This is a genomic window from Kitasatospora sp. NBC_00240 (assembly GCF_026342405.1).
Taxonomy (GTDB): domain Bacteria; phylum Actinomycetota; class Actinomycetes; order Streptomycetales; family Streptomycetaceae; genus Kitasatospora.
Window position 1 is genome coordinate 7,238,130 of the sequence record NZ_JAPEMU010000001.1, and the last position, 22,559, is coordinate 7,260,688.

20 protein-coding genes are annotated in these 22,559 nt (G+C 74.2%); 6 read left to right on the forward strand and 14 right to left on the reverse strand.

What is annotated here, in order from left to right; genetic code table 11:
• Positions 1 to 30: 30 nt before the first annotated feature.
• Together OG689_RS30970 and OG689_RS30975 are read right to left on the reverse strand one after the other, a co-directional pair.
• A complete protein-coding gene (locus OG689_RS30970) occupies positions 31 to 714 on the reverse strand; it encodes a DUF3105 domain-containing protein (RefSeq protein ID WP_266324147.1) in 684 nt (227 codons plus the stop codon).
• Positions 715 to 830: 116 nt separating this feature from the next.
• Positions 831 to 1,394: a hypothetical protein gene (locus tag OG689_RS30975; RefSeq protein WP_266324148.1), complete on the reverse strand. Its 564-nt coding sequence runs from the start codon at positions 1,392 to 1,394 to the stop codon at positions 831 to 833.
• A 484-nt stretch (positions 1,395 to 1,878) separates the two neighbouring features.
• Between OG689_RS30975 and OG689_RS30980 the strand changes: the two genes are divergently transcribed.
• Entirely contained in the window at positions 1,879 to 3,951 is a 2,073-nt protein-coding gene (locus tag OG689_RS30980) for a hypothetical protein (RefSeq protein WP_266324149.1), read from the forward strand.
• 97 nt (positions 3,952 to 4,048) lie between these two features.
• Here the strand turns inward: OG689_RS30980 and OG689_RS30985 are convergent, their stop codons facing one another.
• Positions 4,049 to 4,651, reverse strand: a complete 603-nt coding sequence (locus OG689_RS30985) for a TetR/AcrR family transcriptional regulator (RefSeq protein ID WP_266324150.1) — start codon at positions 4,649 to 4,651, stop codon at positions 4,049 to 4,051.
• 160 nt (positions 4,652 to 4,811) lie between these two features.
• Here OG689_RS30985 and OG689_RS30990 point away from each other — a divergent pair, with 160 nt between their 5' ends.
• Positions 4,812 to 5,036, forward strand: coding sequence for a hypothetical protein (locus tag OG689_RS30990; RefSeq protein ID WP_266324151.1), 225 nt, complete (start codon positions 4,812 to 4,814; stop codon positions 5,034 to 5,036).
• A 145-nt stretch (positions 5,037 to 5,181) separates the two neighbouring features.
• Positions 5,182 to 5,364: a hypothetical protein gene (locus OG689_RS30995; RefSeq protein WP_266324152.1), complete on the forward strand. Its 183-nt coding sequence runs from the start codon at positions 5,182 to 5,184 to the stop codon at positions 5,362 to 5,364.
• An 82-nt stretch (positions 5,365 to 5,446) separates the two neighbouring features.
• Here OG689_RS30995 and OG689_RS31000 read toward each other — a convergent pair whose 3' ends face one another.
• Positions 5,447 to 6,007 (reverse strand): flavoprotein, encoded by a 561-nt coding sequence (locus OG689_RS31000; RefSeq protein WP_266324153.1) that lies wholly within the window; start codon positions 6,005 to 6,007, stop codon positions 5,447 to 5,449.
• Between the two features lie 290 nt (positions 6,008 to 6,297).
• Here OG689_RS31000 and OG689_RS31005 point away from each other — a divergent pair, with 290 nt between their 5' ends.
• Positions 6,298 to 7,653: a glycosyl hydrolase family 28-related protein gene (locus OG689_RS31005; RefSeq protein WP_323189338.1), complete on the forward strand. Its 1,356-nt coding sequence runs from the start codon at positions 6,298 to 6,300 to the stop codon at positions 7,651 to 7,653.
• A gap of 57 nt (positions 7,654 to 7,710) precedes the next feature.
• Here OG689_RS31005 and OG689_RS31010 read toward each other — a convergent pair whose 3' ends face one another.
• The 6 genes from OG689_RS31010 to OG689_RS31035 all read right to left on the reverse strand — a co-directional run bounded on the left by OG689_RS31010 (position 7,711) and on the right by OG689_RS31035 (position 14,174).
• The gene (locus OG689_RS31010) at positions 7,711 to 8,313 is read right to left on the reverse strand and encodes a hypothetical protein (protein WP_266324154.1); all 603 of its coding nucleotides are present in this window, start codon (positions 8,311 to 8,313) and stop codon (positions 7,711 to 7,713) included.
• A 459-nt stretch (positions 8,314 to 8,772) separates the two neighbouring features.
• Positions 8,773 to 9,246 (reverse strand): hypothetical protein, encoded by a 474-nt coding sequence (locus tag OG689_RS31015; protein ID WP_266324155.1) that lies wholly within the window; start codon positions 9,244 to 9,246, stop codon positions 8,773 to 8,775.
• 440 nt (positions 9,247 to 9,686) lie between these two features.
• A complete protein-coding gene (locus OG689_RS31020) occupies positions 9,687 to 10,334 on the reverse strand; it encodes a hypothetical protein (protein WP_266324156.1) in 648 nt (215 codons plus the stop codon).
• Between the two features lie 277 nt (positions 10,335 to 10,611).
• The gene (locus tag OG689_RS31025) at positions 10,612 to 11,649 is read right to left on the reverse strand and encodes an agmatine deiminase family protein (protein ID WP_266324157.1); all 1,038 of its coding nucleotides are present in this window, start codon (positions 11,647 to 11,649) and stop codon (positions 10,612 to 10,614) included.
• Between the two features lie 96 nt (positions 11,650 to 11,745).
• Complete coding sequence (locus tag OG689_RS31030; RefSeq protein WP_266327552.1) at positions 11,746 to 13,458, reverse strand: urease subunit alpha; 1,713 nt, start codon at positions 13,456 to 13,458, stop codon at positions 11,746 to 11,748.
• A gap of 5 nt (positions 13,459 to 13,463) precedes the next feature.
• Positions 13,464 to 14,174: an urease subunit gamma gene (locus OG689_RS31035; protein ID WP_073922100.1), complete on the reverse strand. Its 711-nt coding sequence runs from the start codon at positions 14,172 to 14,174 to the stop codon at positions 13,464 to 13,466.
• A gap of 1,161 nt (positions 14,175 to 15,335) precedes the next feature.
• On the opposite strand from OG689_RS31035, the gene OG689_RS31040 reads away from it, so the two are divergent.
• The gene (locus OG689_RS31040) at positions 15,336 to 15,740 is read left to right on the forward strand and encodes an ATP-binding protein (protein WP_266324158.1); all 405 of its coding nucleotides are present in this window, start codon (positions 15,336 to 15,338) and stop codon (positions 15,738 to 15,740) included.
• Between the two features lie 303 nt (positions 15,741 to 16,043).
• A complete protein-coding gene (locus tag OG689_RS31045) occupies positions 16,044 to 18,272 on the forward strand; it encodes a SpoIIE family protein phosphatase (RefSeq protein WP_266324159.1) in 2,229 nt (742 codons plus the stop codon).
• Between the two features lie 148 nt (positions 18,273 to 18,420).
• Here OG689_RS31045 and OG689_RS31050 read toward each other — a convergent pair whose 3' ends face one another.
• The 4 genes from OG689_RS31050 to OG689_RS31065 all read right to left on the reverse strand — a co-directional run bounded on the left by OG689_RS31050 (position 18,421) and on the right by OG689_RS31065 (position 22,526).
• Positions 18,421 to 19,488, reverse strand: coding sequence for a DUF2637 domain-containing protein (locus OG689_RS31050; RefSeq protein ID WP_266324160.1), 1,068 nt, complete (start codon positions 19,486 to 19,488; stop codon positions 18,421 to 18,423).
• A gap of 189 nt (positions 19,489 to 19,677) precedes the next feature.
• Positions 19,678 to 20,550 carry a (2Fe-2S)-binding protein gene (locus OG689_RS31055; RefSeq protein WP_266324161.1) on the reverse strand — a complete coding sequence of 291 codons (873 nt, stop codon included), beginning with the start codon at positions 20,548 to 20,550 and terminating at the stop codon, positions 19,678 to 19,680.
• 100 nt (positions 20,551 to 20,650) lie between these two features.
• The gene (locus tag OG689_RS31060; RefSeq protein WP_266327554.1) at positions 20,651 to 21,469 is read right to left on the reverse strand and encodes a hypothetical protein; all 819 of its coding nucleotides are present in this window, start codon (positions 21,467 to 21,469) and stop codon (positions 20,651 to 20,653) included.
• A 211-nt stretch (positions 21,470 to 21,680) separates the two neighbouring features.
• Positions 21,681 to 22,526: a hypothetical protein gene (locus tag OG689_RS31065; protein WP_266324162.1), complete on the reverse strand. Its 846-nt coding sequence runs from the start codon at positions 22,524 to 22,526 to the stop codon at positions 21,681 to 21,683.
• Between the last annotated feature and the right edge of the window lie 33 nt (positions 22,527 to 22,559).

The following is a 22,559-nucleotide window of genomic DNA, read 5'->3' on the forward strand; positions in this document are numbered from 1 at the left end:
CGTCCTGCGCGCTCACGGCGCGGTCCCCGCTCACTGCGGGCCCGTGCAGGAGGCGCCGGGCTCCTGGGTCTGCTTGCCCTGGACGTACTTGTCGAAGAAGGTGCCGACCCGCGGGTCGGTGGCGCTGTCCACGACCAGCTGGGTGCCCCAGGCGTTGAGGGTGATGGTGCCCTCCTCGTCCGGGTACGGGCTCATCAGGGTGTAGGGGGTGGCTGTCACCTTCGCGGACAGCGCCTTGATGTCGTCGGCGGTGGCCTTGGCGTTGTAGGTGACCCAGACGGCGCCGTGCTCCAGCGAGTGGACGGCGCGCTCGTTCTCGACCGGCTGGTCGTAGACGTGGCCCATGCAGTCCAGCCAGACCGGGTTGTGGTCGCCGCCGACCGGCGGGGTCTGCGCGTAGGTGACCTTCGTCTGGACGTGGTTGCGGGTCAGGTTGTCGAAGGTCTTCACGCCGTCGATGGTCGCGTTGGCGGCGGCCTCCGCGGCGGCCCGCTTGGCGTTCTTCTTGTTGTTGGCGTCGACCACGATCCAGGTGCCGGTGGCTATCGCGCCGATCACCAGCGCGCCCGCGACGCCGCCCGCGATCCACTTGTTGCGACGGTCGCGGCGCTGCTCCTCGGCGCGGAGCTCGGCGATCCGGGCGCGGCGGTCGAGACCCGCCTGCTTGCCGGTCGGCTTGTTCGACTTGCTGGACTGCTTGGAGGCGGAACCCATCGGAGATGTCCTTGTCCCCGCCGTGCGCTCTGGGCACGGCGGCATGAGAGATGGAAGAAGGCGCGGAGCCGTCGGGCCCTCCCGTCAGTGCGGGCGGGGCCGGCGGTGGGTTCCGCTCAGGACCGCTGGATCTGCAGTTCGTGCAGGTCGGGGGCGAGGTGGTGCGCCGCCGGGGCGCTCACCGGCAGGCTCGGCGGCAGGGCGCCGAGGGTGACCAGCCTGGGCAGTGCGGCGGGTACGGGCTGCGGGGGAGCGTTCGGCAGCTGGGAGTCCTGCGCGCAGAACGGGTGCCGGGAGCAGCCGTTGCCGCCGTGCGGGAGACCGTCGACGGCCGAGCAGAGGGCGTGGTCCGATCCGTCCGCGGCGGGGCGGCCGGCGTTGTGCCGGGTCGGGTCGGGGCCGGTGCTGCCGTGGCCGCCGTACGAGGCACGGAGCGCCGGTCGGCGGGCCGCGTCCGGGGCCGCGCCCCGCGAGGTGTCCGGGGCGGTGTGCACGGGCCGGTCCGAAGTGTCGCCGGTCGCGGCGCCGTCCGGTGCGTTCGCCTCGCCGCGCCCGGGACCGGTCGGCCCGACGAGCGGGGCGAGCACGGCACCGGCCTCGGCGGTCACGGCCCGGGCGTTGCCCGCGCACGGAAGCATGGTCAGCAGCCCGACCAGCAGCAGGGACCACAGAGCGCCCACCGGGCGGCCCGCCGCAGCGGCCCTCCCCGGCCGAGCTGCTCTGGGCGCCGACGCGGTCATGCGCACATATTAATCAGCCGAACGAGTGAAGCGATGCCCCTCCGGGGTCCCCACTTTCGGGCTCACCCCGCCCGACCAGCCCCGGAATCGGTACCGCCCGGGCAACTCCGGCACAGCGGGACGCATCGGATACCGCGCGGACACCACGCGGACACCAAGCGGTCCGCCCGGCATCCGCCGGCCCGTCCCGCCCGGACCGCCGCCGGCCCGGCCGCCCACTCGTCCTGACGTCCCCCGATCGGTGCGGAGTTGTCCCCGAAACCCGGACACCGTCCGTTCGCACGGGGAGAATGACGACGAGTCCGGGACGCCTCCGGCCCTCGGCCGGGGGACCTCGCAGCCTTCGGCCCGAGGCCCGGTGCGACCCGCCCGGCAGAGCCCCCGCGCCCCGCCGGGGGACGGCAACACGACCAGGAGCCGCCAGATGACCAACCAGGGCGCAACCGCGCGGCACCAGCCGGAGGACGGCTGGTGGGACGCGGTGTACGAGGGGCCGGCGGGCACCCTCCCGGACACCCCGGGCGCCGTGGCGGGGGAGGGCAGCGTGGACGACTGGTTCGCGACGGCCGCCGGGATGATCGGGCCCCAGCGCGACGGGTCGCAGCCGGTGCAGGCGGCCCCGGAGGGTGCGCCGGGGCCGGCGGACGTACCGGGTCGGCCCGGTACGGCGGATCGCGCCGAGGGTGGCCGGGCGGGCACGGGGGGCGGGACACCGGGACGGCCGAGGAGCACGCAGCGGACCCCCGAAGAGGTGTCAGGAGCGACGGCCGGCGAAGGCCCTGGCGCGGCGGCGCCGCTCCGCGTGGAGAAGCCGACGGACAACCCGGCGGACAACCCGGCGGACGAGCCGGCGGGTAGGCCCACCGACGGGTCGACGGACCGTGTGACGGAGGGATCGGCCGAGAAGCCGGTGGAGGAGTTGGAGCGGGCGGGGACGCCCGCCCGGCCTGAGGAGGACAGTCTCGACGACTGGTTCGACACCGCCGTCGGCGTGATCGGCGGCCGGCGGGCGTCCGACATCGCTCCGGCACCGGCCCCGCCCCCGACGGTGGCCCCGTTCCCGGCAGCTGCCCCGCTTCCGACGCCTGCCCCGCCCACGCAGTCCGGGCCGGTGGCCGCGGTGTCCGGGGCCGCCCGTACCGAGGTCGACGCGACACACCTGTTCCCCGCCCCCTCGTGGGCGCCGGATGCCGCCTCGGGCCGGGCGCCCTCGCCGGTCGTCAGCTCCACCGGTCCGGTCGAGGACCTGCGGACTGTCACCTTGGCCGAGCCCGTACCCGAGCCCGAGCCCGTACCCGAAGCCGAACCTGTACCCGACGCCGTCCCTGTCCTTGAGGCGCTCCCCGAGCCCGAGCCGTCCCCCGACGCCGTCCCTGTCTCCCGTCCCGAGCCCGACACCGAAGCCTTTGCCGCCTCCGCTCCCGAGCCCGTCCCCGCTCCCGCCTCCGCTCCCGAGCCCGTAGCCGTCCCCGCTCCCGAGCCGGCCCCGCCCCTCGTCGTCCGTCCGTCCGCCCGGGCCGCGTTCGCCGAGCCGGTCCCGCCGGTGCCGCACATCGGTGAGCGCCCGCCGACGTACGGTCCGGAGCCCACGGCCGTCCCGCCGGCGGATCCGCAGGACCTGGGGGTGATCGTCCCCGACACGGCGTTGGAGGGGGCCCAGTACGGGGCGTCGACGCTGCGGGCGGTGTCCGTCCGGGGTGACTCGGCCCGCTACCGGGGTGAGCCGCGCCGGGACTCGCTGCTGGTGACCCGCTTCGGGGACGGTCCGGACGGGGTGCTGCTGGCCGCGCTCGGCGGCTTCGGCCGGGTCGACGGGCAACCGGCGCCGCCGGCGGGGGAGATCACCGCCGCCACCGCCGAGGCCTGCCGGCAGCTGGCTGCCGCGATCGGCCGCAGCCGCGCCGAACTCTCCGCCGACCTGCGCGACGGGGCCCGGGACCGGCTCCGCTACGGCCTGCAGCGGCTGGCCACCAGCGCGTCCGCGCCGCTGCGCGCCGTCGCCGGTCCGGCGTCCGCGCCCCCGCCGGAGAGGGCGGATCCGGCGGCGCCCGTGCCGGGCGGCGACGCCCCCGACCTCTCCCAGCCCGGGTCGCTGCACTGCCTGCTGATCTCGCTGGACCCGGAGGCCTCCTACCGGGCGGCGTTCGGGATCGGCCCGGGCGGGCTCTACCTGCTGCGCTCCGGTCACTGGATCGACGCGTACGGGGCCCGGCTGCTGCACCATCCGGACGGGCGGCCCCCGGTCCCCGAGGCCGCCGCGCCCGAGCCGCGTCCGTTCCGGTTCCGCCTGGTCCCGGCCACGCCGGGCGACATCCTGCTGCTCTGCACGCCGGGGCTGGCCGGGCCGATCGCGGAGGAGCCGGCCGTCGCGCACTTCCTGGCCTCGCACTGGGCCCACCCGCACCCGCCCGGCACGGTGGACTTCCTCCGGCAGGTCCAGGTGCGGGCGAAAGGCTACGCGGACGACCGCACCGCGGCGGCCGTCTGGACGGAATGAGCGGTGCACCGGTCGCGGAGAGGGGAGCGCGGTCGCGGAGAGGGGAGCGCGGTCGCGGTGAGGGAGCGCGGACGCCGGCATCGGCGGCCACGTGCCCTCAGCGCTTGCCCAGCAGGGCCGCCGCGCCCGCCGCCGTCTGCGCGAGGGCCTCGGCACGCCGGACGCCCGGCAGTCCGATCGCCAGCGGTACGGCGAAGCCGTCCAGCAGCGCGCGGAGTTGCACGGCCCGGTCGTTGGCCGGGCCGGGGGCGAACACGCCGGAGGCCACCCCCTCCTCGATCAGGGCGACCAGGTCGGCCTGCCAGGGGGCCTCGATCTCCAGCTGGCCCTGGCGGATCTCGGCGCTGGCCGGCGAGCGTCCCCAGACCTCGACCCAGAGCACCCAGCGCGGGTCCCCCGGGCCTTCGGGCAGGTACAGCCCGGTGTACGCCGTGAGGCGGTCCCAGACGCCGTCCTCGGTGCGGGCCAGCGCGTCGCGGCGTCGGCCGCCGAGTTGTTCCTCGCTCCAGCGGAGAGTCTCCAGCAGCAGCTGGTCCTTGCTGCCGAAGTAGTAGAGCAGGTGCCCCGCGCTCATCTGGAGCTGCTTGCCGAGGCCCGCCATGGTGAGTCCGGCGAGCCCGTGCTCGGCGATCGCGGCCCGGGCGACGGCGAACACCTCCTCGCGGGGGCGCGCCGGGCGGCGCGGCCGGGGGTCCGCCATCTGCTGCTCTCCTCCTGAGGGGCCGGGTCGGTCCCTCACGATACGTGGGCGCCGGGCCCGGGCGGGTTGCTGTCCGCGCGGGGCGGCCGTCGTGCCGCCCGGTTCGGCCGGTGGGCGCGGCGGGTACTCAAGGGGTGACGGACAACCCAAGGGGGCCGCCGTGCTCACTATGATCATTTTTCTCGCAGTCCTGGGCACCCTGACCGCCGGCCCGGCCGGCTACCTGGTCGCCCGCCGCGCCGGTTCCACCGAGAACGTCGACGGCCTGCTCGTCGAGCGGGAGCGAAATGCCCAGGCCCGCGCCGCTCGCGCCTCGTTCAGCTCGATCGCGATGCACAGCACGCACGGGCTGACGACCGATCATCTGGGGAAGTACGACAAGTAGGCACGGAGAGTGCGTTCACGACCCAAGTACGCCGGTCGTGAGCCCCCGGCGCGGCCGGGACGGTTCACCCGGCGCCGGCTCGCCTCCCCGCGAGGATGCGCCGATACCTGCCACGGAACCCGCACTCGTCCCCGAGAGGCCAACCGTGACCTGGCTCCGCATCCTCACCGCCGCCGCCATCCTCCTGGGCGCCGCCAGCGTGGTGGCGGTCTTCGCGCTCTGCACGTCCGCCGCCAGGGGTGACCGCAACGCCGTGCCCGAGCCCGACACCGAGACCGCCGCGCGGGAGAGCGGCCTGTTCGCGAGTCCCGAGGACCACCACCCCTGACGCGGGCCTGCCCGCGCCGCTCCTCGCCCCGCTGCCGTCAGCCGCCTTCCCGGCCGGCCGCTACCCGCGCGGCCGCTTCCCGTCAGCCGCGCGGTACGGCGCGCTCCACGGCGGCGAGGGCCTTCGCCCATGGGAAACCGGACGGCCCCGCGACGGACGGCAGCGGCGCGAGGCCGTCCGCCAGGATGCCGTCCGCGTTGGGGAGCAGCTCGACCCCGGCCTCCCGCAGGGTCGCCAGGCTCCGGCCGAATTGCGGATGGGCGGCCAGCGCGCTGTTCACCCGCGGCAGCGCGATCAGGGGCACACCCTTGCCGATCGCCTCCGCCGCGTGGCCGACCACCCAGGTGTCGGTGATTCCCAGGGCCCAGGAGTTCAGGGTGTTGAAGGTCGCCGGGGCGACCAGCACGGCATCGGCGGCCGGCCAGGGCTCCGGGTCGCCCGGGCGCCGGAACCGGCTCTTCACCGGGTAGCCGGTGAGTTCCGCCAGCGTGTCGAGCTCCTCGCGCAGCCAGTCGGCCGCGGTCGGGGTGAGCCCCAGGCAGACGTCCCAGCCCAGCGCCCGGGCGTGCGCGACCGCCGCCCGGACGCCCAGTACGGGCTCCGCAGCGGATCCCAGCAGATGGAGGACGCGATCACTTGGCATGGGGCCCATGCAACAGGCCCCGCGACCGCCCGCGCAAGGGGCCGCCCGCGCAAGGGGCCGCCCGCGCAAGGGGCCGCCCGCGCCAGGGGCCGCCCGGGTAAGGGGCGGCCCGGGCCGGCGGCCCGGCGGCCGGGGCGCGGCAGCTCCGCAGGCCGGGGCCGGCCGGCGCCGGGCGGACCCACCGGCTGGGCACAAGAAGCAGCTTGACGGTTGCTCACCCTCGCTGCGATCTTGTCGCGAGCCGAGTGGCGGACCATGCCACGAGGCCGCAGGCAACGGGAGGAACAGCAGTGATCACATCGGGAACCTCGGGGGACAGCACCCGGCGTCGGGCCCTGCTCGCGGGCGCCGTCGCGGGGCTGACAGGTGTCGTGATGGCCGCGGGGGCGCAGCCGGCCTCGGCGGCCACCGGCTCGCCGGACTGGTTCGACGTGAAGCAGTACGGCGCGGTCGGCAACGGCTCGACCGACGACACGGCCGCGGTCCAGGCCGCGATAACCGCCGCCGCGACGGCCGGCGGCGGCACGGTCTACTTCCCCGTCGGGACGTACCTGGTGACGCCCACGGGCGGCAACCCGGCGCTGACCGTCGGCGGCAACGGCGTCCGGCTGGTCGGTGCGGGCAGCAAGGCCGCCCGGCTGGTGAAGGGGGCCAACGGCATCCTGCTGCGGATGTCCGGGACGGGCACCGACCCGAGCGGCGCCTCGCACCGGCGCTACTGCTCGATCGAGGACCTCGGCTTCAACGGCAACCACCGGACCGGTCTGCTGCTGGAGCTGTACTACAACGACAACTGCTACTTCCGCGACCTCTACATGTCGAGCAACGACGACCTGTGCATCGACGGTGTGGAGTTCTGGGACTCGCGCTTCTACAACCTGGTCGTCGAGTCCTGCACCGGCCCGGCCGGCAGCACCACCCAGCCCAACGTCTGGCTGCGCAACTCCTCGGCCACCACCGGCTGGGGCTACAGCGCCGACAACGTCAACCAGGTCCACTTCGTCGGCTGCCGCTTCGAGGCCTTCGGCACCGGCGCGCTCTGGATCACCCAGGGGCCGGTGCCCAACAACAACCCCAACGGCATCTACATCACGGACTGCAAGTTCGAGACCTCCCAGCTGCAGGGCGGCCCGCACCTCAAGGTCGACGCGTCCTGCAAGCACGTGTACGCGACCAACATCTACGCCTTCGCAGGCGGCTTCGCCCCCGGCTGGTCCACCCCGCAGAACATCATCGCCTGGGCCGGCTCGGGCAGCGCCCTGGAGAACGTCCTGATCGCCAACCGCCTGACGGCAACGATCAATTCGGGCGTCGACCTGTACGCGGGGCCTGGCACGACCGCCGTCCTGCGCAACGTGGTGGGGGCTTACATGACCAACCCCACCGGCAGCCACATCTACTACGAGAGCTCCAGCACCGGTGACTTCCGGGTGGAGAACAGCTACGGCAACAGCGGCAGCCAGCAGGGCGGCACCATCCCCACCAAGCACCAGCCGAACCCGCCGCTGCGCCTGGTCGCCGGCCCGGTCAGCGACGCCTCGTTCACCCGCACCCCGGCCGACGGAACCCTCGCGGTGGACAGCGTCAACAAGCGCCTGTACGTACGGGTCGGCGGCGCCTGGATGTGGAGCGCGCTCAACACCTGACCGTAACGCCCGCGTTGTGCGCAGGGCGCGGACACTCCCGCCCTGCGCACGACCGGCTCAGGCGATCGCGCGCCCGTACGCGGACGCCTGCTCGGTCGTCAGGAGGTGCGACACCCGCACCACGACCGTCCCCTTGCGGAAGATGTAGTCGGGTGTCAGCAGCGAGCCCATCGCCTGCTGCCCCTGGTCGATGTAATCGGCCCAGCCCTGCGCGTCCTCGGGGGTGGCGAAGATCTCGACGGTGCCGCCGTAGGAGATGGAGTCACGCCGGCCGCGCGACGCGTCCTCCTTGGCCTTCGGGAGGCCGCTGACCCTGGCGTCGTCGAACGCGCTCTTGCTGACGTACTGGTGCGGGCGTCCGAGCTTGCCGTTGGGGTCGGTGGTGCCGTCGTAGGTGACGGTCAGCTGCACGCTGGGGATCACCCTGATCAGTTGCTGGGTCACGGCGGCCGCGTCCAGGGCCGCCAAGGGTCTGCCGCTGCCGGAGGCGGGAACGGCCTGGCTGTTCACGGCCGCCGGCGCGGGCGGTGCCGCGGCGGGCGGGGCGGACGAGCAGGCCGCCGTCGCCGCGAGCAGGGCGGTGACGGCCGGGAGAGTGAGGGCGCGGAGGGTGCCGGCCTTGAGGGTGCTCGGTCGGAGGGTGCGGACGTGCACGGGCATGAGGGTCCCCTGGTGTGGTCGTCGGGGTGCGGAGGGCTTTCCTGGCGGGTGCTTCGGGCGCGGGTGCTTCGGGCGCGGGCGCGCAGGGCGCAGCTGTCCCGGGTCCTCGGTCGTCGGCCGGTACATGTCGAGGTTCGGGTCGGGTTCGGGTGGAACAAATAAGAAGACCGGTCGGTCCAGGAATTTGTAGGTGCAGACGAGGGTCGTGGCTGATTCGGAAGACTGGTCGGTCCAGGAATTCGGTGCAGACGAGGGTCGTGGCTGATTCGGAAGACCGGTCGGTCCAGGAATTCGTAGGCGCAGACAAGGGCCGTGACCGAACAGGTAGACCGGTCGGTCCAGACATTCCTGGGTGCGGACGAGGCGCGTCGGTCTTTGCGCGGGGGCCATGGATGCCCTGCGGCCGGACCGGCGGCGGTGCGCCCCGGTCCGGCCGAGGGGCGCGGTGTCGTGCGGGGGTCAGTACGTCGGGCAGAGGTTCGCGTGGACGACGTCCAGGATCAGTGACGCTTTCTCGGGCCCGAACCCGTCCGGGTGCTTCGAGGAGGTGAACCGCTGCCCGGTGAGGTCGAGCAGCCGCTGGCGGTCGTTCGGCCAGGTCCCGATCGAGGTGCACTGGTCGCGGCCGCGGCTGACGGCGCGGTCCGGTTTCTTGTCGACGATCTCGGGGTCGATCGCGGTCAGGGCGGCGATGTACTTCGCAGTGGTGGCCGCGTCCGGCGTGGGCGGGATGCCCCCGGGGACGGAGGCGGGTGCGCCGGGGGTGGGCGCCGCCGCCGGTGGTGCCGCGGCGGTCGTTCTGCTGGCAACCGGTGGGACGGCCGCCGGCTCGGCTGCGGGGACCGCCGGTGCACCGCTCGCACAAGCGGTGGCGCCCAAGGCAATTACGGCGGTGAGGGTGAGGCGGGTGAGGGTGGTGGTGCGGGTCTGCATGATCCCCCTTGAGGCGGGTGGTGGGCGAGGGGACGGTATCGCTCGACCGGCCGTCCGGACGGGCGAGTTGCCGAGCCGTGACCGAGCCTTGCTGAAACCGACCTCTGACGGACGGGCCGAAGTACCGCTCGGTCGCCGTATGTTCGGCCGGCGCCGCGCCGCCGGCACCCGAGCCGCGCCGCGCCCGTTCGCCCCTTCGCCGCGAACACGTGGACGATCTCGGTGATGCGCAGGCGCACCCGCCCAAGGGCCTCCGTCGACTCTCGTCGCGGTGGTGAGCCAGTCGGCGCGACGAATGGCCAGCAGAGCTGATGAAACGTCAATCACCTTTCCTCCTAGGCACCGACGGATCATTGCTCGTCGGCGCCGACGTCGCCCGGCAGGCGATGTGGCGCGAGGAGGATCCCAGGCCCGGGTGCCCGACGGGCCCGGCTATCGCCTCACGGGCACTGCTCGGTGAACTTGACCACCTTCAAAGCCACGGGCTGGCCGGTCAGCGCGGTGCCGGCCGCCGGATCCTGCGAGCAGACCTGCCAGTTCGATTCGACGATCACCATGCGAGCCTGCCCTGAGGCGTCCTGCACCGTGAGGGACGTCGCCCTGTCCAGCGTGCTCCGGGCGACGGAGGCGGCTTTGCCCTTGAAATCGGGCATGGCTGCGCCGGCCTTGGCGGGTGGGGCTGTGCCCTGGTCCGCAGCGGGGCAGGTCTCGTCGAGCTTGACGGCCCCGAGGTCGACCTTCACGTCGGTCGATTGCCGACCCGGGGCCGGGGCCTGGGCGCAGACCTTCCAGTTTCTGTCGTCGATCTGGCTCCGGGCACGGCCGAGCGCGTCGTGCGAGGTGAGGTGGCGGAACCCTGCGGCCTGGCTGGCGTCCTGGGCGCTCTGGAGACCCTTGCCGACCAGGTCGGGCAGGGTGGCGACGACCGGCTGCGCAGGTGTGTTCGGTGCGCCCGGCGTTCGGGTGGCCGGGGGCGGTGCGGGCGCGGCGGGCGAACTGCTTCTGGTGGTACTGGTGGCGGCCGGGTCGCAGCCGGCGAGGCCTAGCACGGCGGTGGCCGCGAATACGGTGAGGGTGGTGCGGCGCATGGTGTCCCCTGGCTGTGATGGTCAGGGGGCGAACGTATCGACCGGAGGGTGACGGAATGTCAGAGTTGCGGATCTGTGATCGCCCGGTTACCGAGGTGGCATCTCCGCAGATCACCGTCATGCCCGGCAAGGTCCACCTCGCCACGTGGGGGGACCGCCTCGACAGCGAAGTGCCGGAGCCCCGGGAGCGCGGACGGCCGGAGTCGAGCCGCGACGGGCACTTCCGGGAAGTGCACGGCGGGCTCGGCTCCGGCCGGTTTCAGGACCTGTGTACTCGCTAGGCCTTCGGCTGCTGCTGGGTGATGCAGTGGATGCCGCCGCCGTTGGCGAAGATCTCGCGGGCGTCGACGAGTTCGACGGTGCGGCCGGGGTAGGCCTCGCCGAGGATGTCGGCCGCCTCCTGGTCGCGAGGGTCGCCGAAGGCGCAGAGCACGACCGCGCCGTTGGCGACGTAGTGGTTGATGTAGGAGTAGTCGACCGGCTCGCCCTCCTCGTCCAGCAGGACGGTGGGGGCGGGCAGTTCGATGACCTCCAGCTGGCGGCCGGCGGCGTCCGTGGAGGTCCGCAGGATCGTCACCAGCTCCTTGCAGACCTCGTGGTCCGGGTGGTCCGGGTCGGGCTGCACATGGGCCACCACGACGCCGGGGCGGACGAAGGAGGCGACGATGTCGATGTGGCCGCGGGTGCCGAACTCGTCGTAGTCGCGGGTGAGTCCGCGCGGCAGCCAGACGGCCTTGGTGGTGCCCAGCTGCGCGTGCAGCTCGGCCTCCACCTCCTCCTTCGTCCAGTCGGAGTTGCGGCCCTCGCCGAGCTGCACGGTCTCGGTGACCAGGACGGTGCCCTCGCCGTCGACGTGGATGCCGCCGCCCTCGTTGATCAGGCGGGAGGCGAAGCGCTGTACGCCGGTCAGGCCGGTGACGGCCTCGGCGATGTGCTGGTCCTTGTCCCAACTGGCCCAGGACTGTGCGCCCCAGCCGTTGAACACCCAGTCGGTGGCGGCGACGCCGCCCTTGCCGTCGGTGAGGAAGGTGGGGCCGATGTCGCGCATCCAGGCGTCGTCCAGCGGGCGCTCGACCAGCTCGACCTGCTCGGCGACGTACTTCTTCGCGTCCTCGCTCTCACCGGTGTTGACGATCAGCGTCACCGGCTCGTAGCGGACGATGGTGTTGGCGACCTCGGCCCAGGCGAGGCGGGCGGCGTGCAGGTGCTCGGCGCTGTCGAAGGTCTGGTTGGCGGTGGGGAAGGCCATCCAGGTGCGGTCGTGCGGGGCCCATTCCGCGGGCATCCGGTAGCCGAGCGAGGCGGGAGTGGTCATGAGGGTGAAGTCCTAAGCGGTGGGGGAGGGTTGCGGCGGCTCGGGGGACGGGCCGCCCGGGGTGCCGGATCGGTGCCGGCCCGCGGGGAGTCGGGTCTAGAGGAAGTACAGCCGGCTGAGCGAGACGCTGTCGGCGGGCTCGGAACGGATCGGCGAGCCGTCCAGCGAGACCAGGCCGGTCTCGGCGACCTGGACGTTGCCGAGGCGGGCGTTGCGCACCATGTCGCGCGGCCCGATGCCGCGGGTGCCCCGGACGGCGACCCGGCGGCGGCGGGTGGGCATGCCGTCGGCGGCCTTGTCGAGGTAGGCGCCGTCGGCGGCGGCCTGGGCGACGAAGGCGACCGAGATGTCGGCGGCGGTGGCGCCGTGGGCGCCGAACTGCGGCCCCAGCACGAGGGGTTCGCAGCGGTCGGTGGAGGCGTTGGGATCGCCGGTGACGCCGTAGGCGGGGAACCCGGACTTCAGCACCAGCTGCGGCTTGGCACCGAAGTGGTCGGGGCGCCAGAGGACGATGTCGGCGAGTTTGCCGACCTCGACGGAGCCGACCTCGTGGGCGAGGCCGTGGGCGATCGCGGGGTTGATGGTGAGCTTGGCGATGTAGCGCAGGACGCGTTCGTTGTCGTCGCCGCCCTCGGTGGTGCCGTAGGAGCCGGCGCCGTCCAGCGGGCCGAGTTCGGCCTTCATCTTGCCGGCCATGGCGAAGGTGCGGCGCACGGTCTCGCCGGCCCGGCCCATGCCCTGGGCGTCGGAGGAGGTGATGCCGATGACGCCCAGGTCGTGCAGGACGTCCTCGGCGCCCATGGTGCCGGCGCGGATCCGGTCGCGGGCCATCGCGGCGTCGCCGGGCAGGTCGACCTTGAGGTCGTGCGCGGAGACGATCATCCCGAAGTGCTCGCCCAGCGCGTCCCGCCCGAAGGGCAGGGTGGGGTTGGTGGAGGAGCCGATGACGTTGGGGACGCCGGCCATCTTCAGCACGTTGGGCACGTGCCCGCCGCCGCAGCCCTCGATGTGGAAGGCGTGGATGGTGCGGCCCTCCAGCACGGCGAGGGTGTCCTCCACCGAGAGGCACTCGTTGAGGCCGTCGGTGTGCAGGGCGACCTGGACGTCGTACTCCTCGGCGACCCGCAGCGCGGTGTCCAGCGCCCGGGTGTGGGCGCCCATGTCCTCGTGCACCTTGAACCCGCAGGCGCCGCCCTCGGCCAGCGCCTCGACCAGCGGCGCCGGGTCGGAGGACGAACCCCGGCCCAGGAAACCGATGTTGACCGGCCACGCGTCGAAGGCGTTGAACGCGTGCCGCAACGCCCACGGCGAGTTCACCCCGACGCCCCAGACCGGGCCGAACTCCTGACCGATGATCGTGGTCACCCCGGAGGCCAGCGAGGCCTCCATGATCCGCGGCGACAACAGGTGCACATGGGTGTCGATCGCACCCGCGGTGGCGATCATGCCCTCCCCGGACACGATCGTGGTGCCGGTGCCGACGACCACGTCGACGCCGTCCAGGGTGTCGGGGTTGCCGGCCCGGCCGATCGAGGCGATCCGGCCGTCGATCAGGCCGATCGAGGTCTTCCGGATGCCCTGGACCGCGTCGATCAACAGGACGTTGCTGATCACCACGTCGCAGGTGTCGCGGACGGCGGCGGCCTTGAGATGCAGGCCGTCGCGCGCGGTCTTGCCGAAGCCGGCCAGGAACTCCTCGCCGGGCTCCTGCGAGTCGGACTCCACCCGGACGATCAGACCGCTGTCGCCGAGCCTGATCCGGTCACCGGCCCGCGGGCCGTGCACCGCGATGTAGTCATGGGGGGTGATGGCGGTCACGACTCGACCTCCGTGTCGTCGAAGTTGGTCAGGTAGCCGGTCGCGCGGGCCTTGGCCAGGGCGGCTTCCTTGGCACCGGGCGCGTCCAGCGGCCCGTCCACCAGGCCGGCGAAGCCGATGGCGACCCGCGCGCCGCCGACCGGCACCAGGCCGACCTCCACCGTGGCGCCCGGGTCGAAGCGCACCGACGATCCGGCCGGGACGGCGAGATGGGTGCCGTACGCGGCGGCCCGGTCGAAGGCGAGGCGGGGGTTGGCCTCGAAGAAGTGGAAGTGCGAGGTGACCGAGATCGGCACGGCGGAGGTGTTGTGGACGGGCAGCACGACCGTCTCCTCGACCGGGTCGTAGCCCTCGCCGGATCCGATCAGCGCGCCGCCGGGGGCCTCGTCGCCGAGCGAGCCGCCGCCCTTGAAGGGGTCGTTGACGACGGCGAGCCGGGTGCCGTCCTCGAAGACCGCCTCCACCTGGACGACGGTGACCACGTCGGGGACGCCGGGCAGCACGTCGTCGGCGGTGAGCACGCTGCGGCCGGCCTCGATCGCCTCGGCGAGCCGGCGGCCGTCCCGGGCCGCCTCGCAGACGGTGTCCGCGATCAGGGCGTGCGCCTCGGGGACGTTGAGGCGTACGCCCCTGGCGCGGCGGGCGCGGGCCAGTTCGGCTGCTGTGAAGATCAGCAGCCGGTCCCGCTCGGTGGGGGTCAGTCGCACGGTTCCTCGCTCGCGGTCGCCGGATTGCCGGGGGGTGGTCGGTTTCTCGGTCGGGCTGATGGCTCGGGCTGGTGGGTCGCACTGATGGGTCGGACCGGTGGTCGGGCCGGGGGCCTGACCGGGTGCCGGGCGGGGCCGGGCCGGGGATCGGTCCGGCGTCGGCGGACCGGCGGCGGGTGCTGGTCCGGCCCGGCGAAGTTAGAACGACGTTCAAACTTCTCCCTGTCATTGAACCCGGCCGGGGCCGCCCTGTCCAGCCTCGCCCGGAGCGGGTGCCGGCCCGGCGGTCGGCTCCACCCGGCGGTGGCCCGGGCCCGCCGGGTCCGCCCGGCCTTGCGCTACCAGCGTTGCCCGCCCGGCGCCTGGGGGCGCGGGCGCCGCGCCGAGGGGGCCCGTCCGGTCCGCGCCCGACAGGCCCGGCCGGCACTCGTTTGCCGTAGCGGGGACCGCTCGTGCACCGCGGCGGCCCGGCACCGGCGGACCGGCCCGCGAGGGTGGTGGCGGGTCGGCGCGCGGAGCTGGGCACGGGATCGCGGGTGGGGCCGCCGGGCCCGGGCGGGTCGCCCGCCGACGAGACCCGCCGACGCCTCCCTGACGAGACCTCCTCGCGAGACCCCTCGGACGAGACGCCTCGGACGAGACGCCTCAGACGAGACCCCTCAGACGAGACCCCTCGGACGGGAGCCTCTGGACGGGAGCCCCTGGACGGGAGCCCCCGGATCGGACCCCCGGATCGGGCCCCCGGCGGATCCGGGGGACGGCTCGCCCGACGGTCGGGGCCGTCCGGCCGCCGCGGGGCAGCCCCTCCCGAGGGGGCGCCGGGGGCTCGTCCGCATCGCAAACCTGTCCGAGGCGGGTGATTGGATCACGGCAACCCGTTCGAGCCCCTTTCACCCCATGTGATCGGACGCACACTGTTGCAAAGCGCCTCAGCTGGGCATGAGGATGAGTGTCGGCAACCAGGGCGGCCCGCCCTTCGGGGGATCCGGTGCGGGCGTTCGACGAAGGCGGGGGCGTGTGGTGATGGACGGTCAGGCGCGATTTCCGCGACAGCGGACCGGTTCGGGGTCGTGGAAGGGCCCCGGTGACGCCCTCGGGTACGTGGCCCCCGGCGGCGGGCCGTCCGGGCGCGCGCTACCGGGCCGGCCGGCCGAGCAGGGGGTGCCGGCGCCGGACTGTGCCCTGCACCGCCGGCTGCACCTGGCGCTGGACGCGGCCGACCTGGTCGCGGTGGGCGCCGTCCGCCGCCGGCTGCGGGCCGCGCTCGACCAGTGGGGCGTGCCCGAGCTCGCCGACACCGCCGAACTGCTGACTTCGGAGCTGGTCACCAACGCACTGCTGCACACGGGGCAGGGGGCGGTGTTCGACGCCGTGCTCACCGCGGACCTGCGGCTGCGGATCGAGGTCCAGGACGGCACCGCCCGCCTGCCCCGCCGCCGGGAGCCGGTCGCCGAGTACGCCACCTCCGGCCGGGGCCTGCTGCTCGTCGAGGCACTCGCCGACGACTGGGGTGTGCAGCTGCGTGGCGACGGCAAGGTCACCTGGTTCGAGTTGGCATATTCCTGAGCGGTTCGGGCGCGCCCCGACCGGGCGGCCGTTTCGGCTGTTCGGGGAGTTCCGGGAGCCTCCGTACACCCCCGGCCATTCGCCGCCGTTCGCCGTCGAACGAAATATTCCCGGGCCGTCGGCATTGCCGCTCTGCCGAACATTAGACAGGATAGTGGGAACGTGTGCCCGGGAACGGTACCCGGCGGGGAGATCGAGCCTCGACCGTCCGCCGTCCGCCCGGGCCACCTCCTCGAGTACGACCACCACCACACGGTCATGCGGCCCGTCCGGACGGGACGGCATGGCAGCGGCAGGAGCAGCATGGCCACAGAGCCCGAGCCACAGGGGCCGGGGCTTCCCCCCGCTCCGTCCGCGGCCGGGTCCGGTCGCGGACGCCCGCCCGCCCAGGCGGTCCGCAGGCATGCCCTGCGCGGCGCGCCGGGCCGGCTCGCGCCGATGGTGTCCGCCGGCCTGCCCACCACCTCCGGGGACTCCACCCCGGACTGGCTCGAGCCGGCGATGGCCGCCAACGGCATCGGCTCCTTCGACTGGGACATCCGCCGGGACGTCCTGGAGGGCGACCACCGGGCCTGCGCGATCATCGGTCTGGACAAGGGCCGGTTCGACAGCTCCTCGACGTCGTTCCTGAGCCTGCTGCACCCCGAGGACGCGCCCGTGGTGCGCCGCCGGGTCGAGCGGGCCGTCGCCGAGCTGGGCCAGTGCGGCGCCTACTACCGCACGGTCGGCCCGAACGGCAGCATGCGGGCCGTCCGGTTCCGCGGCCGGGTGCTGGCCGACGCCTTCGGCCGGGCCTCGCGGATGGTCGGCTTCGTCTGGGACGCCACCGTCGAGCTGCACAAGCGCGACCGCGCCGACCGGATGGCGCTGCTGCGCGAGGAGCGCTCGCGGTTCATCAAGGAGGCCGCCCGGGCGCTGTCCGAGGCGGTCACGGTCCGGGACGTCGCCCGGGTCTTCACCGAGCTGCCGCTGCCGGGCCTGCCGCCGGACGGCCTGGTGCTGGCCGCCCAGGAGGCCGGCCGGTTGCAGATCCTCGGCGCCAGCGGCTACCGCCCCGACGAGATGGCGGTCTACGACCGCTCGCTGCTGCCCGCCGGGCACCCCGCCGCCGAGGCGATCCGGTTGCGCGCGCCGGTCTTCATCGCCAGCCGCGAGGAGTACCGCGAGCGCTACCCCGAGACCTGGGGTCCGGTCAGCGACAGCAGCCGCAGCGCCTGGGCCTTCCTGCCGCTGGTGGCCAGCGGCCGCCCGATCGGCGTCTGCCTGGTCAGCTTCGACGACGACCGGGAGCTGGACGCCGACGAGCGCACCCTGCTCTCCACCCTGGGCGGCCTGGTCGCCCAGTCGCTGGCCAGGGCCCGCCTGCACGACGCCGAGCACGAGCTGGCGGCGGGCCTGCAGCGGGTGATGCTGCCGCGCACCGTCCCGTCGATCCCCGGGGTCTCCACGGCGGTGCGCTACCTGGCGGCCGGTTCGGGCCTGCAGATCGGCGGCGACTGGTACGACGTGGTGCCGTTGCCCGGCGGGCACGTCGGGCTGGTGATCGGCGACGTCCAGGGCCACGACGTGCACGCCGCCGGGATCATGGGTCAGCTGCGGATCGCGCTGCGGGCCTACGCGGCCGAGGGGCACCCGCCGGCCGCCGTGATGGCCCGGGCCTCGCGCTTCCTCGCCGACCTGGACACCGATCACTTCGCCACCTGCACCTACGCCGAGGTGAACGTCGACTACGGAGTGGTCTACGCGGTGCGGGCCGGCCACCTGGACCCGGTGGTCCGGCGGGCCGACGGCTCGACCACCGTGCAGCCGGTCGCGGGCGGGCTGCCGCTCGGGATCGCGCCGGACGAGGAGTACCGGGTGACCCGGTTCAGCCTCGATCCCGGCGAGACGGTGCTGCTCTGCACCGACGGTCTGGTGGAGTCCCGCACGATGGACCTGGACACCGGCTTCTCCCGGCTGTGCCACGTGCTGTCGGGCGAGCTCCCGGCCCGCGGCGAGTCGGCCCGGGACCCGCTGGAGGACCTCGCCGACCGGGTCGCCTCCCAGTCCGCCGACTCCAGCGAGCGCGAGGACGACATAGCGCTGCTGCTGCTGCGCTGGGACGGCCCGGAGGGCGGACTGGCCGCCCAGCAGCTGCGCCGCCGGATCGGCCAGGCGGACCTGGCCCGGATCGCCGAGGTGCGCGCCGAGCTGCGCGACGCGCTGCGTCGCTGGGGCGTCGCCGACCTGGTGGACACCGCCGAGCTGCTCGCCTCGGAGCTGGTCACCAACGCCATCCGGCACACCGACCGGGACGCGATGTTCACCGCCCGGCTCTACCGGGAGCCGGCCACCGACCGGGCCCGGTTGCGGGTCGAGGTGGAGGACGAGTCGGACCTCTGGCCGACCCGCCGTACGCCGGGGGAGCAGGCCTCCTCCGGGCGCGGGCTGATGCTGGTGGAGGCCCTGTCGGACGCCTGGGGCGTGGAGCCCCGGGGCACCGGCAAGCGGATGTGGTTCGAGCTCTGCGCGGCGGGCCCGGAGGCCGACTGACCCGCGGTCGGCCCGCCGCCGGCGCTCCGACCGCGCCCGTACCGACCGCGCCGGGCGGGCACCCTCGCGCCGCCCCGTGGCCAGGCCGGTCGCGGGGCGGCGGTGCGCCGGGGGCGCGGCGGCTTCGGACGCGCGGGCCGCGGCGCCGTCAGCCGAACTGCTGCTCAAGGTCCTTGAGCTTCTGCTCCAGCGAGTCGAGCCGGGGCAGCGTCACGGTGTCCTCGTCGGCGGTGAGGTCGATGGTCCGCCGACCGGGCCGCACCGGCAGGCCCGGCTGGAGCACGGCGGCGGTCGCCGCCGATTCGGACTGCCCGTCCGTCAGCGCCTCCGGTACCACCACCGGGCCCGGTGGTGTCAGCGCGTCCGGCCCCGCTATCGCGGACTCCGATCCGGATCCGGACTCCAGTTGCCGGGCCGCCCCGCGCGGGCGCCAGACGCTGTGCGTCCGGTTGATGGCGCGGATCTCGGCGCGCTCACGCCGGCTGGCCATCCGCTGACGCTCCCGGTTGGCGGCCGCCTCCCGCTTGTCGTCCCGGACTTCCTCGACCGCTTCGTCCAGGCTGCGCACGCCCTCCAGAAGCATCAGCGACCAGGCCGCGTACGTCTCGCGCGGGGCCCGCAGCCAGCGGACGATGCGGATCTGCGGCAGCGGACGGGGCACCAGGCCCTGCTCGCGGAGGGCCGCCACCCGGGTCTGCTTCAGGGCCCGGTCGAAGAGCACGGCCGCCGAGAGGGACATCCCCGCGAAGAACTGCGGGGCGCCGGCGTGGCCGAAGCCGCGCGGGGCGTGCACCCAGTTGAACCAGGCGGACGCGCCGGCGAACAGCCAGACCAGCAGCCGTGAGCCGAGTGCGGCGTCGCCGTGGCTGGCCTCGCGCACCGCCAGCACCGAGCAGAACATCGCCGCGCCGTCCAGGCCGAACGGCACCAGGTACTCCCAGCCCCCGGAGAGGTTGAGGTTCTGCACGCCGAAGCCGACCAGGCCGTGGAAGGAGAGCGCGGCCGCGACGGCGGCGCAGCAGAACAGCAGGGTGTAGGAGGCGGCGCCGTAGAGCGATTCCTTGCGTCGCCGCCGTTCCTCGGAACGCTCCCAGGAATCGCCGCCGACCGAGCCGGCGGAGCCCCTGCTGCGAGCGAAAGCCACCAGCACAGCGCTGATCACGAGCGCTGCCACGCCGCTGACGGCCCAGCCCAGTGGTATGTCGGACAGTTTCATCGCCTGAACCAGCCTCGCTTTCCTGCGTAGTGACGGCGGGGACCATCATGGCGGATTGTGCGGTGCGGCATGGCTGATTTGCTGTCAATGCGCTGAGGAGGGGGATTTCTGACGGAAAATAAAGCGCATCGTATTACTAATATGGCGCGCTATTTCCCGGAATTCCGGCCCTCGGACCGTTTCCGGCCGTCAACCTCGTGCGATCCGGGGGCAACCCGTGCACGCGTCCGCCGGGCGGACGGTGTACAGCAGGCAGCAGCCGGCCCGGGTCCGGGTCCGGACGGGCGCCGAACCGTCGCACTCCTCGAAGCGGAAGCCCGTCCCCGGGAGAAAGGGCGCCGTCCGCGCTCCGGCGTGCTCCGGCAGCAGCGCACGGAGCGCGCCCACCGCGCGCTCCTCCTCGCCGAGCAGCGCGGACACCTGCCACAGTCCCTCCACCACGGCGTCCGTCACGCAGGCCCACAGGGTGCGCGGGCCGCGCCGCACCTGCGGCCGGAACAGGGCCAGGACGGGGGTGAAGTGCTCGGTCAGCGCCGTCAGCAGGCGCTCCCGCAGCGCCGCCTCGTCCGCCACCACCAGGGCGCCGGGCAGGCCTGCCGCCGGATCCTGCGGCAGGCAGAAGAACGCCCCCAGGTCGGCGGTCAGCGCCCCGGTGGCGCGCCGCAGCGAGAGCGCCTCGGCCGGCAGCAGCGGCACCCGGCGCTCCAGCAGCCAGGGCAGTGTGAACAGCAGTCCGACCGGCCAGCAGTAGCGGTGCAGGCAGAACCCCGCCGCGACGTCCGGGCGCAGCAGGGTGCCGTAGCGGTCCAGGCCGTCGCGCACGTCGAAGTCGATGAGCTCGCGCAGTCCTGCCGGGTCGTGCAGCAGCTGGGCGCCGCTGACCCAGCCGTCGCCGCTCCGGGGCGGGCCGTGGTGGACCCGGAGGGTCGGGAAGGCCTCGCCCAGCCGGGCATGGGCCCGCGTGCAGGGCGCGGCGGGGGTGGCCGGGACGGGTACGGCGGATGCGGCTGGGGCGGGTGCGACGGGGGGTGCAGGGCGCGGCTCGATGCTGCTCACGGTCATGGTGCGGGCCCCATCGGGTCGACCGGAGCTCGGGGGAGCCCGGGAACGGCAAGGCTGACCCGGCCGAGGCGCTGCTCCCCCCGGCCAGGTTAGCCTCACCTTAGCTGATGGCATCCCCCGCTTCCTGCCCGATACGGCCGTCCGGGGGAGCGCCCGGCGCGGGCACCGCGCTCAGCTGGCGCGCGAGCCACACCGGTACACCTCCGAGCGCCTGCACCAGCCGCGCCGCCTCCGCCCGCAGCCGGGTCGATTCGGCGGGCTCCGACACCTCGGCCAGCGCGGCCAGCGCCGGCGCCACCCCGACCGTGAAGCCGAGCTGCTCGCGCAGCTCCAGCGAGGCGGCGAAGCCCTCCCGGGCGCGCGTGGTGTCCCCGCCCGCCAGGGACAGCGCGGCCAGGTGCCGCCAGGTGTACGAGGTCAGCAGCTCGTCACCGTGCGCCTGCGCGCCGTCGTGCGCACGCCGGTAGGCGATCCAGGCCGCCGTCGGGTCGCGCAGCAGGTTCTCCGCCACCAGCCCCCGGCGGAAGTCCAGTAAAGGACGCCCGGGAGCGTCCGGCGGCAGCAGGGCGGACGTCCGGCCCAACGCGGCCTGCGCCTCGTCCAGCCGGTCGCGCGAGCCGAGCACACTGGCCACGTACGCCAGGAACCCGCGTGCGCAGGAGGCCGCCGCGCGCTGCTCCGCGGTGGCCACACCCGCCTCGGCCAGCCGCAGGGCCTGTTCGGCCTGCTGCCAGTGCGCGGCGGTGAACATGCATTGTTCGATGAGGAGTTCGGCCATTTCGAGGGCCGCCGTGGGATCGTGCTCGGCGGCCGGGCGCAACAGTTCCGCGGCCTCCTGCCAGCAGGCCCTCGAGCGCAGCCGCCACACGGTACCCCTCTGCCCCTGCGGAGCCCGGCCCCCTCTGTCCCAGCCCCCCAGGGCCTTTCCGTGCTCCGACAACGCCACCTCCTTGTGTGCGCCATCCAGACAAGCCGGACTGTCAGCAGCCGGGGCTGCTGTGGCGGCAATTCAACACGGGGGTGAGCTTGTGCACCAGATCACGAGCGTCATTGATTTGGACCGGCCCGCCGGGCAGGGGCCCGCGCCGGCGTGCCGAAGGGGGCGCGCGGGGCGCCCGGTCACGCCCGGGTCAGGACGTCCAGCCGGTCTCCATCAGCGACTCCGCCGCGCCGTTCGCGGGCTGGGGGACACCCGCCGGGTCCAGGCTGAACAGGGCCACCAGCAGCTGCTCGCCGCGGACGGTGGCCTGGTGGGAGTACCCGGCCATGGTGAACATGGCCGCCGCCATCTCCTCCGCGTGCAGGGTCTGCAGCCAGAGGCACTCGACGGACTTCACGTCGGCCGGCTCGGTCCAGGCGTCCACCTGGGCGACCATCCGGCGGCCCAGCAGGGTCACGCCGTCGCGCTCCTGGGCCTCCGTCAGCTCCAGATCGTCGAAGCCCAGCCACTCCAGGTACCGCGCCGCGGTGAAGACCGCGTCCTGCGAGGTGCGGACGGGCTGGGGGTGGAACGGCGCGCGCTGCTGCCAGTGCCCCTGCGGCGGGACCTGCGGCATGGTGGGCGGCGCCGGGACGGGGGCGCTGTACGGGCGGGGGGACTGCGGGCGGGTGCTCTGCGGACCGGTGCCGGCGGCGCCCGGCAGCCGGGTCGCCCGGTCGACCGGCAGCCGCACGGTGGCGCCGCAGTTGCAGGTGAACTCGGGCTGGGGCCACTGGTCGGAGCGGCCGCAGTGCGGGCAGCGCATGCTCAGCCAGGAGTCCTCCCAGGACCGGAACCGGACCTGCACCGGCACCCCGCCGCGCAGCAGCGGCACCTTCAGCGAGGCCCCGCACGGACACGGCAGCGACGGCGGCTCGTACAGGTGCTCACGGCGGCAGGCCGGGCAGCGGATCGCCTGCGCGCCGCCGCCACCGCCGTGGCCGTGCGGCGCCGGGTCGCGGCCGGTGAAGTCGTCGGGCAGTGACAGTCCGGACATGGCGGGCACCGTCCGTTCGGTTCGGCATGGAAG

Excerpts from the sequence above, each read along its gene's own strand:
- OG689_RS31010 (WP_266324154.1), bottom strand. The coding sequence starts at position 8,313 with ATGCCCGTGCACGTCCGCACCCTCCGACCGAGCACCCTCAAGGCCGGC.
- OG689_RS31000 (WP_266324153.1), bottom strand. The coding sequence starts at position 6,007 with ATGCCAAGTGATCGCGTCCTCCATCTGCTGGGATCCGCTGCGGAGCCC.
- OG689_RS31045 (WP_266324159.1), top strand. The coding sequence starts at position 16,044 with ATGGCCACAGAGCCCGAGCCACAGGGGCCGGGGCTTCCCCCCGCTCCG.
- OG689_RS30985 (WP_266324150.1), bottom strand. The coding sequence starts at position 4,651 with ATGGCGGACCCCCGGCCGCGCCGCCCGGCGCGCCCCCGCGAGGAGGTG.
- OG689_RS31015 (WP_266324155.1), bottom strand. The coding sequence starts at position 9,246 with ATGCAGACCCGCACCACCACCCTCACCCGCCTCACCCTCACCGCCGTA.
- OG689_RS31065 (WP_266324162.1), bottom strand. The coding sequence starts at position 22,526 with ATGTCCGGACTGTCACTGCCCGACGACTTCACCGGCCGCGACCCGGCG.
- OG689_RS30970 (WP_266324147.1), bottom strand. The coding sequence starts at position 714 with ATGGGTTCCGCCTCCAAGCAGTCCAGCAAGTCGAACAAGCCGACCGGC.
- OG689_RS31020 (WP_266324156.1), bottom strand. The coding sequence starts at position 10,334 with ATGCGCCGCACCACCCTCACCGTATTCGCGGCCACCGCCGTGCTAGGC.
- OG689_RS31055 (WP_266324161.1), bottom strand. The coding sequence starts at position 20,550 with ATGACCGTGAGCAGCATCGAGCCGCGCCCTGCACCCCCCGTCGCACCC.
- OG689_RS30980 (WP_266324149.1), top strand. The coding sequence starts at position 1,879 with ATGACCAACCAGGGCGCAACCGCGCGGCACCAGCCGGAGGACGGCTGG.
- OG689_RS31025 (WP_266324157.1), bottom strand. The coding sequence starts at position 11,649 with ATGACCACTCCCGCCTCGCTCGGCTACCGGATGCCCGCGGAATGGGCC.
- OG689_RS31050 (WP_266324160.1), bottom strand. The coding sequence starts at position 19,488 with ATGAAACTGTCCGACATACCACTGGGCTGGGCCGTCAGCGGCGTGGCA.